This window comes from Oceanobacillus aidingensis, assembly GCF_042654105.1.
GTDB classification, from domain to species: Bacteria; Bacillota; Bacilli; order Bacillales; family Amphibacillaceae; genus Oceanobacillus; species Oceanobacillus oncorhynchi.
In genome coordinates this window covers 1-15536 of the sequence record NZ_JBHSFT010000050.1, presented here as the reverse complement: position 1 = coordinate 15536, position 15536 = coordinate 1, and the positions used below count along the sequence as shown (strand labels likewise).

General features: G+C 40.7%; 13 protein-coding genes. 3 read left to right on the top strand and 10 right to left on the bottom strand.

The window, feature by feature from the left end; all coding sequences use genetic code 11:
* Positions 1-154: 154 nt before the first annotated feature.
* From rsmB to ACFO3P_RS20975, 8 genes are all read right to left on the bottom strand, one after another.
* Complete coding sequence (rsmB, locus tag ACFO3P_RS21010) at positions 155-1501, bottom strand: 16S rRNA (cytosine(967)-C(5))-methyltransferase RsmB (RefSeq protein ID WP_289584553.1); 1347 nt, start codon at positions 1499-1501, stop codon at positions 155-157.
* 7 nt (positions 1502-1508) lie between these two features.
* On the bottom strand, positions 1509-2450 hold the full coding sequence (fmt, locus tag ACFO3P_RS21005; protein WP_175297071.1) for a methionyl-tRNA formyltransferase: 942 nt from the start codon (positions 2448-2450) through the stop codon (positions 1509-1511).
* Positions 2451-2488: 38 nt separating this feature from the next.
* On the bottom strand, positions 2489-4897 hold the full coding sequence (priA, locus tag ACFO3P_RS21000; protein WP_289584552.1) for a primosomal protein N': 2409 nt from the start codon (positions 4895-4897) through the stop codon (positions 2489-2491).
* Positions 4894-6102 carry a bifunctional phosphopantothenoylcysteine decarboxylase/phosphopantothenate--cysteine ligase CoaBC gene (coaBC, locus tag ACFO3P_RS20995; protein ID WP_042535122.1) on the bottom strand — a complete coding sequence of 403 codons (1209 nt, stop codon included), beginning with the start codon at positions 6100-6102 and terminating at the stop codon, positions 4894-4896. Before coaBC ends, priA begins: the two co-directional genes overlap by 4 nt.
* Before the next feature lie 268 nt (positions 6103-6370).
* Positions 6371-6565 (bottom strand): DNA-directed RNA polymerase subunit omega, encoded by a 195-nt coding sequence (rpoZ, locus tag ACFO3P_RS20990; protein ID WP_084613001.1) that lies wholly within the window; start codon positions 6563-6565, stop codon positions 6371-6373.
* Entirely contained in the window at positions 6562-7182 is a 621-nt protein-coding gene (gene gmk / locus ACFO3P_RS20985; protein ID WP_042535124.1) for a guanylate kinase, read from the bottom strand. The genes rpoZ and gmk overlap by 4 nt, the downstream gene beginning before the upstream one ends.
* 27 nt (positions 7183-7209) lie before the next feature.
* Positions 7210-7470, bottom strand: a complete 261-nt coding sequence (remA, locus tag ACFO3P_RS20980; protein WP_042535126.1) for an extracellular matrix/biofilm regulator RemA — start codon at positions 7468-7470, stop codon at positions 7210-7212.
* A 253-nt stretch (positions 7471-7723) separates the two neighbouring features.
* Positions 7724-10378 carry a calcium-translocating P-type ATPase, SERCA-type gene (locus ACFO3P_RS20975; protein WP_193063348.1) on the bottom strand — a complete coding sequence of 885 codons (2655 nt, stop codon included), beginning with the start codon at positions 10376-10378 and terminating at the stop codon, positions 7724-7726.
* A gap of 100 nt (positions 10379-10478) precedes the next feature.
* Between ACFO3P_RS20975 and ACFO3P_RS20970 the strand changes: the two genes are divergently transcribed.
* Entirely contained in the window at positions 10479-12182 is a 1704-nt protein-coding gene (locus ACFO3P_RS20970) for an Rqc2 family fibronectin-binding protein (RefSeq protein WP_193063346.1), read from the top strand.
* 167 nt (positions 12183-12349) lie between these two features.
* The gene (locus tag ACFO3P_RS20965; protein WP_193063344.1) at positions 12350-12892 is read left to right on the top strand and encodes an NADPH-dependent FMN reductase; all 543 of its coding nucleotides are present in this window, start codon (positions 12350-12352) and stop codon (positions 12890-12892) included.
* 56 nt (positions 12893-12948) lie between these two features.
* Here ACFO3P_RS20965 and ACFO3P_RS20960 read toward each other — a convergent pair whose 3' ends face one another.
* On the bottom strand, positions 12949-13371 hold the full coding sequence (locus ACFO3P_RS20960) for an organic hydroperoxide resistance protein (protein WP_042535135.1): 423 nt from the start codon (positions 13369-13371) through the stop codon (positions 12949-12951).
* Between the two features lie 273 nt (positions 13372-13644).
* A complete protein-coding gene (locus ACFO3P_RS20955; RefSeq protein ID WP_042535137.1) occupies positions 13645-14511 on the bottom strand; it encodes a LysR family transcriptional regulator in 867 nt (288 codons plus the stop codon).
* A gap of 159 nt (positions 14512-14670) precedes the next feature.
* Here ACFO3P_RS20955 and ACFO3P_RS20950 point away from each other — a divergent pair, with 159 nt between their 5' ends.
* Positions 14671-15432, top strand: a complete 762-nt coding sequence (locus tag ACFO3P_RS20950) for a class I SAM-dependent methyltransferase (protein WP_193063342.1) — start codon at positions 14671-14673, stop codon at positions 15430-15432.
* Positions 15433-15536 lie beyond the last annotated feature (104 nt).

Genomic DNA, 15536 nt, shown 5'->3' with positions numbered 1-15536 from the left:
TCCCAGTCAATAACACCTTGATAAAACCGGATTATGCGTTTTTCATTATTTAAATATCCGTATAGACTTCTTTATAATTATGGCACATTCTTCCGTAGATTAAAACTATGCATTCTATAAGTTAAATGAAACTTTTTCCTCTAGTAAACATCCTTTACCTATTCCGTTTGATTCTTGTCAGGAAAAATCCATCTGTCTGAAAATCTTGGGGGAATAGTTGTAACCCTTCTAATGACCAGCCTGGCGCTTGTTTTAATTGTTCGGAAAGGTCCTCTCTAAAGGAGAGGTCCACACTAAATCCATCATTTTTTTCTAAAAATTTCTGGATTACTTGGTTATTTTCTTCTTTGTCAACTGTACATGTGCTGTAAATAAGCAGCCCATCTGGTTTTAAAAGTTTTGCTGCAGCCTGGACAATATCCAGCTGAATGGCTGCAAGACGTTCAATATCTTGCACCTGTTTTTCATATTTTATTTCAGGCTTGCCGTTAATAACGCCTAAGCCGGAACAGGGAGCGTCGATAAGAATCCGATCAAAGCTTGCTTCTTCATACTTTTCATTCAGTTTTCTGGCATCCCCTTGATGGGCAGATATCGAATGTAAATTCAATACAGCTGCTTTTTCTTCGATTAATTTCACTTTTTTCTGATGCAGATCATAGGCGTGAATATCTCCTTGATCTGTCATTTTCTCTGCAATATGCGTTACCTTTCCCCCCGGCGCACTGCATGTATCCAACACTTTCATACCTGGCTCTAATTTTAATGACTCCGCCGCAAGCATGGAGCTTTGGTCCTGTATAGTTACGAACCCCTCCTGCAAAAGATTTGTTTTAAAGATATTTCCTTTTTCAATCAAAATACCCTGTGGTGAAAATTGGGATGCTGATACCATGAATCCTTCTCTTTCAAGCTGCTCTATAACCGTTTCACGATTTGTTTTCATAGGCTGAATCCGGATAGACATAGGGAAATGCTTTAAATTTTCATGGCACATTGCTTCGGTTCGTTCTTTGCCATACATTTCTATCCATCTTTCAACAAGCCAGAGCGGATGGCTTGTCTCCACTGAGATTCGTTCCACAGGATCCTTTATCAAGGATAGGTCCGGCAGACCGTCCCGCTGCATACTGCGCAATATTCCGTTCACGAAAGAAGCAATCCCCTTATGACCGCGTATCTTAGCAATTTCAACGGATTCGTGAAGCACAGCATGATCCGGAATTTTTTCTAAATACACCATCTGGTATACAGACATTCTTAACAGCTGTTTCACCCATACATCTATTTTTTTCTTATTTTTGATAAATGGTGCTAGATAATAGTCAATGGTTATTTGATTTTGTATAGTGCCATAGACTACTTCTGTAAGTAATCTTTTATCTTTTTCAATTAAACCTTTTTGCTTTAATTCCTGATTTAACAGCAGATTGCTGTATCCTTTATCTTTTTCAATCCGAATAAGAACATCAAGCATGGTTTGTCTCAGTTGATATTTCATAATTATTTTATTCTCCTAGTATGACGCCGATTTGAATCCTGTCCTGAGAAGCCTGCAAATAATCTTTTACGTTCATGCGCTTCTTTCCGGCAGGTTGAATCTCCGTTATCTTTATACTTGTTTGCTGTCCGCACTGCACTGTAAAAGAAGAACTGTCCTTCGAGATAATTTCCCCCGCCGGTTTGGACGATGAGCTTTCTGCTGCTTCTTCTCCCCACCAGATTTTCATTACCTTGCCTTGATAGGTAGTAAATGCAACAGGCCAAGGGTGGAGCCCTCTTATTTGATTATAAATCTCTGCGGCGGGTTTATTCCAGTCAATCTTTTCTTGTTCCCGTTTAATGTTTGATGCGAAGGTTGCTAATGCTTCGTCCTGCTTCTGAGGTGTTATTTTAGAAGCAAATAAATCAGGCAGGGTTTGAATAAGCAAGTCTGAGCCAGCTTCTGCCAGCTTATCATGCAATGTTCCGACATGATCGGTGTTTTCTATCTCTACTTCTACCTGCGTCAGGATATCTCCCGCGTCCAGTTTTTCCGCCATATACATGATGGTTACTCCTGTCTTCTGCTTCCCTTGTATAATGGAATAATGAATCGGCGCACCGCCGCGCAGTTCCGGAAGCAGGGAAGCATGTACGTTTATTGCTCCAAATGGTGCTATATCCAGCACCTCCTTAGGCAGGATTTGCCCGTAGGCTGCCGTTATAATCAGGTCCGGCTTTGCATCTGCCAGCGCTTGAAAGTCATTCTTTAGCTTTTCAGGCTGAAATACCTCTATGCCATGTTTTAAGGCTTCTTCTTTGACCGGAGTCGGGGTAATAACTTTTTTTCTTCCTTTCGGCCGGTCCGGCTGGGTTACAACAAGCACAACTTCATAGTTATTTTCGATAATTTTTTGTAAAACAGGGACAGCAAAGTCTGGTGTCCCCATAAAAACGATTCGTTTCAAATTTATTCCCTCATTTCCTTCCAGTTAAATTAAATTCCTTACATCATATAATACGGCTTCATATCGATGAACAACTGCAGCGTCTGCTTCCGTATCTCATCAGCATATGCCGATTGAATTTGTTCTAAATAGTTTATTAAGTCAGGTTCATGCTTGTATTTTATCATGCACTGATACCGATATCTATCTTTTATCCGTGCAATAGTGGAAGGTGTCGGGCCTAAAATAGTTGTTCCAGGTGACACAATCTCACTCAGCTGCTTTACAATCTCCCCCGTAACCTGTACGGCCCGGGCATGATTTTCATGCGATACGGTGACTAATACAAGGAAAACAAACGGCGGATATTGAAATGCTTTTCGGACAGCCATTTCATGCTGATAAAAATCTAAAAAATTGTGGCCGGCAGCATATGTCACACTATAATGCTCCGGCGTATAGGTCTGCACAATTACATTACCCGTGAGCTCATGTCTGCCTGCTCTACCGCTTACTTGCGTCAATAATTGAAAAGTACGCTCGGAGGCACGGAAATCAGGAAGATGCAGCATCGAGTCTGCTGATAACACTCCGACCAATGTCACATCTTTAAAATCCAAGCCTTTGGCAATCATCTGTGTCCCTAGTAAAATATCTGCTTTCTTCTCTGAAAACTGTTTTAATAATTTTTCATGAGAACCCTTGCGTCTCGTTGTGTCCACGTCCATCCGAATCACGCGAGCTTCCGGCAGAAGCTTCGCCAGGGACTCTTCCACCCGCTGGGTACCTGTTCCAAAGTAGCGGATAGAATCACTTTCACAGGATGGACAATGTGCTGGAACCGCCTGTTCGTAGGAACAATAATGACATTTAAGCCGATGTGAGTTCTTATGATAAGTTAATGCAATATCACAATGTGGACATTCGGATACATGGCCGCAATCACGGCACATCACAAACGTCGAATATCCTCTGCGATTTAAGAGCAGTACAATCTGTTCTCCACGCTCCATACAAGCCTTCATATTTTCCATCAGCGACGTAGAAAACATGGTCCGGTTGCCGGCATGCAGTTCTTTGCGCATATCGACAATCTCAACACTTGGCATTTGCTGCTGATTCGTACGGCTGGCAAGTGTTAACAGTTTGTAGACACCTTTTTTAGCTCTGGCATAGCTTTCTAACGAAGGCGTTGCACTGCCAAGCACAACCGGACAGCGATGACTGACCGCTCTTTCTATCGCAACGTCCCGGGCGTGATACCTTGGCTGGTCTTCCTGTTTGTAGGTTGTTTCATGCTCTTCATCAATAATAATAATACCAATATTTGAAAAAGGAGCAAATATCGCAGAGCGGGCACCGACAACCACTTGCACCTGCTTTTGCTGAATTTTTCTCCACTCGTCATACTTTTCTCCGGCAGAAAGACCGCTATGCATAACTGCTACACTGGATCCGAATCGGCCTTTAAAGCGGCGGACCATCTGCGGCGTTAACGAAATTTCCGGAACAAGAACAATCGCCTCCTGTCCTTTTGAAATCACATGCTGGATTGATTGCAGATAAATTTCTGTTTTACCGCTTCCGGTAACACCATGTAATAGAAATATATTATCCTCTTGATTCTCAATAGAGGCCATCACCGGTTTGATGGCCTCCGCCTGTTCTTCCGTAAGTTCGAATGCTTCTGTCTGTTCAATTGGCTGATTCTTATAAGGATCACGGAATACTTCCTGCTGAAATGTCTTTACAATCCCTTTGGATACCAACGTTTTCACAGTCTGAGCAGAGGTGCCTAAAGTTTGAATTAATTTCGCCTGTTCGATCGGCTCCGGATACTCAATAAAGAATTGAATCAGCTCTTTTTGTTTTTTTGCCTGCTTGGATAAATCCTCTAACGCCTCCATGGCACGCATTTCTGATACATCCAATTGCACCATGGTCAGCTGTTTTTTCGTAATTCTTGACTTCACATGATAGTAAATCGTAATATTTCCAGCTTCTATTTGTTTTTGTAATTGATAATAGCTGATAGAAGAAGCTGTGAATTCTTCAAATGAAATGGATTCTCTGCCTGCAAACAAATCCTCTAATTCCGGGCTGAGAAATTCGTCTGTCTCCCGTACCAAATCCTTCGTGTACTGGGATTTTAATACCTGGGGCAGCATCGTTTGAAATACGGTAATATATAAGCTAAGTGTTTTTTTGGCGACTGATTTCCCCAGCTGGAGCAGTTCCTCTGTTAAAACAGGTGTTATATCTAACACCTCATGCAGTTCTTTTACTTTTGATAAATGTGTTTCCTTCTTTAATTGGACAACAAACCCCATAATCTTCCGCGGTCCAAATGGCACAGTGACGCGCATACCGGGAGTAATGATTTCATGATATTTTTCTGGAACTAAATAGTCGTATGTTTGATTCGTTGCACTTGTCGGCACATCAACGATGACACTGGCAATTTTCAAATGGAATCATCCTTCATATCTTGTAAAATACAATCTAAGAGCTGGACTGCTATCTGTTTTTTGGTGGCCTGCTTCAATTCAATGACCGATTCCGCCTTATTAATGTAGGAAACAATATTTGTATCTCCTTCAAATCCTGCTCCCTCACGGCTGACATCATTGACAACAATAGCATCTAAATTTTTCTTCTTCCGTTTTCCCAGTCCATATTCAATAGGGGTGTCTGTTTCTGCAGCAAATCCGACTAAAAATTGATTTTCTTTTCTTTCTCCAAGTTTTTTTAGTATATCCTCTGTCCGTTCCAGAGTTATTACATCATCGCCTTCTTTTTTCTTCATCTTAGATGTTTGTACCTCTTTGGGACGGTAATCGGCTACCGCAGCTGATTTGATGACAATATCTTTATCAGCAAACTGCTCGTTCATCGCATCATACATTTCCTTGGCAGAAACAACATCGATTCGTTTTATCGATGGATGCTGCGCCTCTATCGACACAGGTCCCGCAACTAACGTAACATCTGCGCCCCGTTCTGCAGCTGCTTCAGCTAAAGCAAAACCCATTTTTCCGGAGGAACGGTTGGTGAAGAAACGTACCGGATCAATCATTTCCTTTGTCGGTCCGGCAGAGACAAGCACCTTTTTCCCCTGCATATCGAGTGTTCTCTGCTGATGACGTTCCAACACAGAAATAATTTCCTGGGGTTCTTCCAGACGGCCTTTTCCGACATAACCGCAGGCTAAATAACCATCACCCGGCTCGATAAAATGGTACCCCCACTTTTCAAGCTGTTTCATGTTTTGGATAACAGCCGGATGATCATACATATGCACATTCATTGCCGGAGCAATATATACCTCAGCCTGCGTTGCCAGCATGGTGGTGGAGAGCATATCATCTGCCTGCCCATGGGCCATCTTTGCAATAATATTCGCTGTTGCCGGAGCAATAATGGCGATATCCGCCCAGTCCGCCAAATCAATATGCGCTATTTTCTTTGGATTTTTTTCATCAAAGGTATCTGTATACACTGGATTTCTTGTTAATGCCTGGAAGGTTAACGGTGTAACAAATTCCGTCGCACTTTCTGTCATGATAACCTTCACTTCCGCACCAAGCTGTGTCAGCTTACTTGCAAGCGCACTTACCTTATAGACAGCAATACCGCCTGAAACACCTAAAAGTATTTTTTTCTGATGGAGCATGGAAAACATCCTCTCTATGATTTTTCTTCACGTATTCGTATGCTAAATAAGCATTTACATTTAAAAACATATTTCAACATTTTTTTATCTTCTCTATACATAGTTATAACATATAATAGGCTTTCTCTGCCGAATGAAGGCTTGGAAAAGAGGCCGGGCAAAATTTAAAACAACTCCGCTGCAAATAGAAAAACCTCTGCACCCCGAACAATTCTTGTATGAAGAATTATTCGCTGTGCAAAGGTCTTTATTGTTCTGTAATTTACATTTATTTTTTAATATAAAGCTTTCCAGCCTCAATTTCTTCTAATGCTTTCCCAACAAATTTATGCGATTTGGGACGGTCTACTAAAACTTCATTTGTTTCGCTCAGTTCTCTCGCTCTTCTGGCCGATAAAGTGACTAAACTGTATTTTGATTTAATTCTCGTTTGCAGTGAATCAATAGAAGGTTCTAACATCATGATAACTCATCCTCCAAAATTTGCTTATATTGTTTTGCGATTCTTTCCCGCTTTAAATGCTCACTTTTGATAATTGCTTTTACTTTATCAACTGCTGTTTCTACCTGATCATTGACGACAACATAATCATAGGCATCCATCATTTCTATTTCATTGCGAGCTTCCTTCAAACGGTTTAAAACAAGTTCCTGTGATTCTGTACCACGATTAACGATACGATTTTTCAACTCTTCTAAACTAGGAGGGAATAGGAAGATAAATACACCTTGAGGGAAATTTTTCTTCACTTGCATTGCTCCCTGCACTTCTATCTCAAGAAAAACATCAAGTCCTTTTTCAATTGTTTCCTCTACATATTTTCTCGGAGTCCCATAATAATTATTTACATACTGGGCATATTCTAAAAGCTCGCCTTCTTTCACCAGCTTTTCAAATTCTTCACGGGATTTATAAAAATAATCGACACCATCGACTTCCCCGGTTCTTCTGTCTCTGGTTGTCATGGAAATAGAATATTGAAGATCTAACTCTTCCTCAAATAATTTTTTACGAACTGTACCTTTTCCTACTCCTGATGGACCAGATAAAATAAATAAAATGCCTTTCTCTTTAATCAAACCATTTCCTCCTAATTTCCAGCTTCGTTATTCGTCTGCAATTTCATCGTTTGTCACAAGCCGTTGTCCTACTGTTTCAGGCTGCACTGCAGATAATACAACATGATCGCTATCCGTAATGATAACAGCTCTGGTACGTCTGCCATAGGTAGCGTCCACTAACTTATTATTATCTCTGGCGACCGTAATAATTCGTTTTACTGGTGCTGATTCCGGAGACACGATAGAAATAATGCGGTTTGCGGAAACAACATTACCAAAGCCAATATTTATTAAACTTAGATTCAAAATTTTTCCCCCTGCCATTTCTTTTCTATCTATAATAGTACCATTATACTGTATCTTTATTGAATTTTATACTATAAACTTTTTTGTTACAAGAGCAAAACCAAGAAATAGGAAAATAGAGTGAGATTTACAGGCTTTGAATTGCTTGGTTTATCCGTTTTATATAAGTGCCTGCAAATATTGTAATACACATTTTAAATAATGAAAACAGCTATCCGCCTTATCATAATAAATGGGATAGCTGTTTCCTGTCTTATCTTTTAGTAAATCCAAATAATACGGTCGGTAATGCTCCCAGTCCGACAATCAGGCACCAGTCAACCACAGACAAGCTGACGGTATGGAAAATCGGCTGAATCGGCGGGAAGTAAATAACAACTAAGAGCAGCAGCATGGACGACAGTACAGCTAAAATCAGGTATCTGTTTTCAAACAAATTTCTTGCAAAAATAGATTTTTCGCTGCGGCAGTCAAATACATGAATTAATTGTGCTACCACCAGAGTTGAGAAAGCAATAGTCTGCGCATAGACTAAATTGCTTGGGTCATTCTGGTAAGCAACAATAAATGCAATTAAGGTGACAACCCCAATCAAAATTCCCCTGCTGATAATCTTGTAACCGAGCCCTCGGGAGAAAATGCCTTCACGTGGATTCCGGGGTCCCCGCTTCATGACGTCTCCTTCCGCCTGATCCACACCTAATGCCATGGCCGGCAGTCCATCTGTCACTAAGTTCACCCATAGTATTTGCACAGGCACAAGCGGGAGCGGCAGTCCAAGCAGCATAGCAAAGAGCATCACTAAAATTTCTCCTACATTGGAAGCCAGCAGATAGCGGATAAACTTACGAATATTTTCATAAATATTTCTGCCTTCCTGAATAGCCGATTTAATGGTTGCAAAGTTATCATCCATTAACACGAGCGATGATGCTTCTTTTGTGACATCTGTTCCACTTATTCCCATTGCAATGCCTATATCACTTGCTTTCATCGCTGGTGCATCGTTGACACCATCTCCTGTCATTGCAACAATATGTCCTTTTTCTTGAAAGGCGTTGACGATTCGAAGTTTATGCTCTGGCGTGACACGTGCAAAAACATACGTATCTTCAATCGTGTCCACTAATTCAGCGTCTGACATCTGTGTTAATTCTTTTCCTTCCAATACTTTCCCGCTCTCTGGAAGAATTTCTAAATGGTTTGCAATTGCTCTTGCCGTATGCGCATGGTCCCCTGTTATCATCACCGTTTTGATTCCGGCTTCTTTACATTCGCGAACGGCTGCTTTTACTTCTTTTCTAGGAGGATCCATCAGCCCATACAGGCCAATCAAGGTCAAATCCTCTTCCAGCAATGCTGTATCTAATGAATCGGAAGGGGATAATACCCGAAAACCTATCGCAATCGTTCGGAGTGCTTTTTCCGCCATCCCTACCATTGCTTGTTCTGTCTGTTTACTCTGTTCCTTTGTTAAAACAGTCTTTCCATTCTTTGTTTGAATATGGGATGACCTCGGCAGCAGCATGTCCGGTGCACCTTTTGTAATCAATAAACGCATGCCATTATCATCTTCTATTACGACACTCATCCGCTTTCGATCGGAATCGAATGGTATTTCTTTGATAATCCGAAAAGGCTGTTTATCATTTTCATGAAAACCAAATTTATATGCTGCAACAAGTAACGCACCATCTGTCGGATCGCCATCCACTACATTCTTTCCTTTTTTTGTAGAAATGGAGGCATGATTACACAGCATGCCATATAGCAGCATCGATTTTAAATTAGAATGAGAATCCTCTACCTTCTTCTGATTAGATAAAAAATCTCCCTGTGTCTGGTATCCGTCCCCGGTAACATATAATGTTTTTCCATTTATATATACTTCCTTCACTGTCATTTGATTTTCTGTCATGGTGCCTGTCTTATCCGAACAAATAACAGAGGCACATCCTAGTGTCTCTACCGCTGAAAGCTTTCTTACAATGGCTTTCTTTTTAATCATCCGCTGGACACCAAGTGATAAAGCAACCGTAACAATCGCCGGCAGTCCTTCAGGAATAGCAGCTACCGCTAAGGAAACTCCTGCTAAAAACATTTCATACATTGGGTGCCCTTGGAATATCCCTGCCCCGACCACGAGTATCGTTAAGAATAAGGCGACAACAATCAGGATTTTCCCCAGCTCGGCCAATTTCATTTCAAGCGGTGTAATGGTCTTCTTGGTATTATCCAACAACGTGGCAATCTGTCCCATGACTGTTTTCATTCCTGTACCGACAACAATTCCTTCACCTGATCCCCGTGTAACTAATGTCCCCATAAAAGCCATATTCACTTGATCCTGGGCTTCTAATCCGTCCATTCTAATTTCTTTGGTATGTTTCGCAACAGGAAGGGATTCTCCTGTCAAAGCAGACTCCTCGGTTTCCAGGCTGGTTGTTTTAATCACTCTTACATCTGCTGGAACCCTGTCCCCGCTTGTAAACCGGACAATATCTCCTACCACAATGTCTTTGGATGGAATCTTGACCCACTGTCCATCTCGTCTGACACTGGCTATCGGCGCAGATAATTCTTTCAGTTTTTCTAGTGAATTTTCTGCTTTCTGCTCTTGAAAATAACCAATGATTCCATTAATTAATACAATCACCATGATCGCAATCGCATCAATATACTCCCCTAATAATCCGGCTATCAACGTGGCAGCTAATAAAACTAATACCATAAAATCCTGAAATTGCTTTAAAAACAAAATCCATCCAGGTATTTTTTTCTTCGCTGCTAGAACATTCTCGCCATATTGCTGACGTCTTTTCGCAACCTGCTTCTCTCCTAACCCGACATTCGATTTTACTTGTAATGTCTCTTCTAATTTTTCGGTTGTAAGCTGATACCATTTCATTATACATTCCTCCGGCAGACATAAATTGTACAAGCACTTAATCCATTTCTATGCCTCAACATCTAAAAAGATGCTATAATTGCCGATGAGGTGATTACTTATGCCATTCGACGGTATTGTAACAAGAGCGGTTACAGAAGAATTAAGAACGAAATTAGAAAGAGGAAAAATCAATAAAATCTATCAGCCATCGGAAACAGAGATTGTGATGACAGTCCGCAGCCAGTCTGTAAACCACAGCCTGCTTTTTTCTGTCCATCCCACCTATGCCCGTTTTCATATTACGAACGATTCCTATACCAATCCGAAAGAACCTCCTATGTTTTGTATGGTGCTGCGGAAGCATCTGACCGGAAGTGTAATTGAACAGATCGAACAAAAAGGAATGGAGCGAATCGTTACATTTACTATCCGGACTCGTAATGAAATAGGAGATATCAGTTATAAACAATTAATTATCGAACTCATGGGCAAGCATAGTAACTTTATTTTAGTCGACCAGGAAAAGGGGCATATTATTGACAGCCTGAAGCATGTTTCTCTGTCCCAAAACCGGCACCGGATGATTTTGCCGGGTCAGCAGTATCAGCTGCCGCCTGACCAGCATAAGCTTTCCATTTTAGATACCGACAGTGATTCCATTGTGAAAAAATTAGATTTCAATGCTGGCAAAATGGATAAACAGCTGCTTGGGTTATTAGAAGGCTTTTCCCCATTTGTGACGAAAAAAATGATCGAGCGTGTCCACCTTGGCACGAATCAGGATTTTGAGAATATGCTTTCCCTTGTTCAGAAGCAATTACAGGAAAATGATTATCAGCCTGCTATCTATCAGGAACCAAAAGAAGATTTTCATGTACTGTCTTTTCCAGATGAACCAGCAGACACGGTTTTTGAAGAGGTCAATACAATGCTCGATGCCTTTTACTCCGGCAAAGCCGAGCGGGACCGGGTCAAGCAGCAGGCAAAAGACCTCTATCGCTTTATTAAAAATGAACAGGATAAAAACGTCCGCAAGCTGAAAAAACATCGGCAGACGGTAGAAAAATCTGAACGGGCAGATCATTATCAAAAAATGGGGGAGCTTTTAACTGCGCATATGCATTTAGTCAAGCCGAACCAAAAAGAAATCTCCGTTGTAGATTATTATGATCCGGATCAAAAAGAAATCACTATTCCGTTAAACCCGAATAAATCACCAAGCGGCAATGCACAGACTTATTTCAAAACCTATCAGAAGCTGAAGAATTCCCGTAAGATGATGGAAACAGAAATCAAACGGACGAACGAAGAAATCGTTTATTTCGATCAGTTATTGCAGCAGTTGGATGTAGCAAGTACCGATGATATTGAAGAAATTCGCGAGGAACTCCGGGAAGAAGGATATTTGCGAAAACAGCGTGCTTCGAAAAAGACGAAAAAACCGCAGAAGCCAAAACCTGAAATCTACCAGTCTTCTGATGGCACAACGATTTTAGTCGGGAAGAATAACAAACAGAATGAATACGCCACGATGCGGCTGGCACACCGCGATGATATCTGGCTCCATACGAAGGACATTCCCGGTTCACACGTAATCATCCGGCACAGAGAGCCAAATGAAAAGACATTAGAGGAGGCTGCTGTTTTAGCTGCTTATTACAGTAAATCCCAGCAATCTTCTTCTGTACCGGTAGACTACACGTTGATTCGCCACGTAAAAAAACCGAATGGCTCGAAACCCGGGTACGTGACGTATGATAATCAAAAAACATTGTTTGTGACGCCGAAAAAAGAGATGGTGGATCAACTGAAAGTAAAATAAAAATCTGGTGTATCATTTCTCTGACGTGATACACCAAATTTTTATGAATAAAATATCATCCGGATTTATCGCCTAAACCAATCATTAAATTAGAGCCTTCTCCTTCTAAATGATAAACTCATACTATAATTATTAATTAAAATCATCTGGAAAAGAGGTTAAAATATATGAAACTTGTTGGAATATCAGGTGCACTTGCAGGAGATAAAACATCGATTGTTGTTAATCAGATTCTAGTCCACGCTCGCCGTTTCGATTCATCCATAAAAACGGAATTAGTGGACTTAAGGGATTATGAAATCGACTTTTTTAACGGTGCTCCCTTGGCAGACTATAATGAAGATACCTGGGATGTAGTTCAAAAAATTGCTTCCGCTGATTTCCTTGTGTTTGGGACTCCAATTTATCAAGCATCGATTTCTGGAGCGTTAAAAAATCTGTTTGACCACTTACCGGAATACACTTTTAAACATAAAGTAACGGGAATGGTTGCTACTGGATGGTCAGACCGGCATTTTCTTGTCATGGAATATCATCTAAGATCGATTCTGTCTTATTTTAAAGGCTTAGTTCCAACCGGGAATGTGTTTGTCCATAATAGTGCTTTTAATATGGACAGTGATGAAATTATTGATGAACGTGTTTTGGAAAGGCTTCAAGCGCTTGGAGAGGAAATGGTTTCCTTGCAGCAGGGGATGAAAAATCAGTAATCTATGTATAAAAAAATCCAGCCTTTATCGGCTGGAATTTTTTTATACATAGATTTTTAAACTGCGGTCGGTTTCAGTTCAACATCAATATTACCTCTCGTTGCTTTCGAATAAGGACAAAATTGATGCGCAGCTTCTGCCAGTTCTTCCGCTTCTTTCTGATCAACGCCTTCTATTTTGATATGCAGAGTTGCGCCGATTTTAAAGCCGTCGTCAGCAGGGTCTTTCATAAAATGAACTTCTGCTGTTGTTTCTGACGTAATATTTTTTCCCTGATTGGATGCCATTAAATTAAGTGCCCCATCATAGCAAGCTGCGTAACCAGCAGCAAAGAGCTGTTCCGGGTTGGAGCCTTTTTCATCTGATTTATTTCCGGCTGGATTAACTAAGTTAACATCGATAATCCCATCATCTGATTTTACATGTCCGTCTCTGCCGTTTTGTGCGGTTGCTTTTGAACTGAAAATAATATTACTCATTGAAATCACTGCTCCTTTATCATTTAATCTAATGGTACTATTTCCTTTATTCATTTTCTTTAAACCTTTTTTCTAAAGATACTTTATTTTAATCTGCGATAAAGTGAAACTTCATTCAGTGGGAGGCCTTTTCTACCCCACTGAATGTTAGTTGAACCAATCGGGCCGTTGGCTGTTAGATCTCCTACTTAGAATGTTCGGTTTCTCCCTATTCTTGAAGCGGGAGTCTTACAAAAGCCTTTCGATGGGACGAGTAATCGCAGGCCCAGCCAGTTACACTGCGACAAAATCATAATTTTCCAGCAGCCGAAGAAAATGATCGACCTGCGGGAGCTGGCGGATCCCTTCCTGGAAGCAGACCCATGTATCTCGGGTTACTGCCTTTTTCTCTAAAAATAAAGGAATATACGGATAGTGCTCCTTCAGATGATTTGAGACACTGCCGGGCAACACGGCCATGCCAATTCCCTGCTTCATAAACTGTTTACACGTTTCGATTTGATCCACGGTCATCTTTTTTTGCGGTTTAATGTAATTCTGCTGTTCAAACAACCAGCTGTCGACAAGCTCATGCATGCTGTCATCACTCTTAAAGGAAATAATAGGTCTTTCTTTTAAAGCTTGCTCCGGAAATGGTTCTGTATCAAAAATATAGAGCGGATCATCAAACAAATGGACCGAGGTCGTTTCTTTTAATTTTTCCCCGCGAATAATGCATACATGATATTGCTTATGATTTTGTTTGATATTTTCACTGATGCCTGTTACTAAATCAATCGTTACCTTGGGGTAGGCAGCAGTGTATTCCCCTAAAATGTCCGGCAAGTAACGCTGGCTGATCAACGAAGAACAGGCAATCGACAGCGTACCTTGTATCGCTTCGCCCGTCTCTGCTAAACGATTTTTAAATTGCCGTTCCTTTTCCACCGTTTCTTTGGCATGCTGAATAATTTGTTCTCCAGCAGGTGTGGGTAATAAACGTTTTGATGTTCGTATAAATATCTCTTCTCCAAAATAGTTCTCCATGTATTTCAAACGCTGGGTAACCGCTGGCTGGGAAATGAGAATCGCTTTTGCTGTTCCCCTTATCGTGCCAATTTCATAGAGTTTTAAAAGGATTTCATAATCATCCATCCGCATAGCAAAAACCTCCGATAAGTACAGGTTATCATTTTTGATTATAATATAGTATTTTACTTATCCAAGTATATCATATAACATCAGTTTAAGAAGACTTTCCAGCATGAATTGCTCATGAAATTTACTTTCTACTGAAAATTAAGAAAGGAACGGTGTTAAATGGATAAAAAATTGCAGAACAAAGAATTATTCACAAAAAGGAAGGATGCTTATGTCAACAGCCGTACACATAGCAACCCCGCCGCTTTACAAAAAATCACGGAATGGTTAAAGCCATCCACTGACCAAATCATTTTAGATATAGCAACAGGAGGAGGTCAGGTCGCAAAAACGTTAGCTCCCTTCGCCAAACAAGTTATCGCAACCGATTTAACTCCATCCATGCTGACAGGTGTGAGAAATAGCATAAATGAAAACGATAACATCCTGCTGATTATTGCTGATGCAGAGGAACTTCCCTTTCTGGATGACTCTATGGATATCATCACCTGCCGTATCGCGGCCCATCATTTTCCACGACCTGAGAAGTTTATTCAAGAAGTATATCGTGTGTTGAAGCCTGGCGGAAAATGTTTATTTGTTGATAATGTAGCTCCAGAGGAGGATGCAGCTGATCAATTTTTAAATCAGCTGGAAGCCATGCGTGATCCCAGTCATGAACGTGCCAAAAAAATCTCCGAATGGAAAAAACTATTTTCTAAACATCCATTTACGTTACTGCAGGAGGATATACGGATAAAAAAGCTTCATTTCCAAGACTGGCTTGACCGTACTGTAGATTCGGAGGAAGTACGCCAGCAGGTTACTCGTTTTATCGAAACAGCCGATGAAAAGCTGCAAGAAGCGATACGTTTACAAAAAGATGAAAATACCATTCTCTCCTTTTCCATTGATGAATGGATAAGTATGTGGGAAAAATAAAAATCGAGTAGAGGGAAAAGCTAAATAACTTTTCGCCCCTCTCACACCACCAGTACATACGGTTCCGTATACGGCGGTTCAATTTATATTTCAGTGTGTACTTT

What these genes read in the sequence shown, in the direction of transcription:
- rsmB (WP_289584553.1), bottom strand. Translation starts at nt 1,501, where the DNA reads ATGAAATATCAACTGAGACAAACCATGCTTGATGTTCTTATTCGGATT.
- coaBC (WP_042535122.1), bottom strand. Translation starts at nt 6,102, where the DNA reads ATGCTCCATCAGAAAAAAATACTTTTAGGTGTTTCAGGCGGTATTGCT.
- rpoZ (WP_084613001.1), bottom strand. Translation starts at nt 6,565, where the DNA reads ATGATGTTAGAACCTTCTATTGATTCACTGCAAACGAGAATTAAATCA.
- ACFO3P_RS20975 (WP_193063348.1), bottom strand. Translation starts at nt 10,378, where the DNA reads ATGAAATGGTATCAGCTTACAACCGAAAAATTAGAAGAGACATTACAA.
- ACFO3P_RS20970 (WP_193063346.1), top strand. Translation starts at nt 10,479, where the DNA reads ATGCCATTCGACGGTATTGTAACAAGAGCGGTTACAGAAGAATTAAGA.
- ACFO3P_RS20965 (WP_193063344.1), top strand. Translation starts at nt 12,350, where the DNA reads ATGAAACTTGTTGGAATATCAGGTGCACTTGCAGGAGATAAAACATCG.
- ACFO3P_RS20960 (WP_042535135.1), bottom strand. Translation starts at nt 13,371, where the DNA reads ATGAGTAATATTATTTTCAGTTCAAAAGCAACCGCACAAAACGGCAGA.
- ACFO3P_RS20955 (WP_042535137.1), bottom strand. Translation starts at nt 14,511, where the DNA reads ATGCGGATGGATGATTATGAAATCCTTTTAAAACTCTATGAAATTGGC.
- ACFO3P_RS20950 (WP_193063342.1), top strand. Translation starts at nt 14,671, where the DNA reads ATGGATAAAAAATTGCAGAACAAAGAATTATTCACAAAAAGGAAGGAT.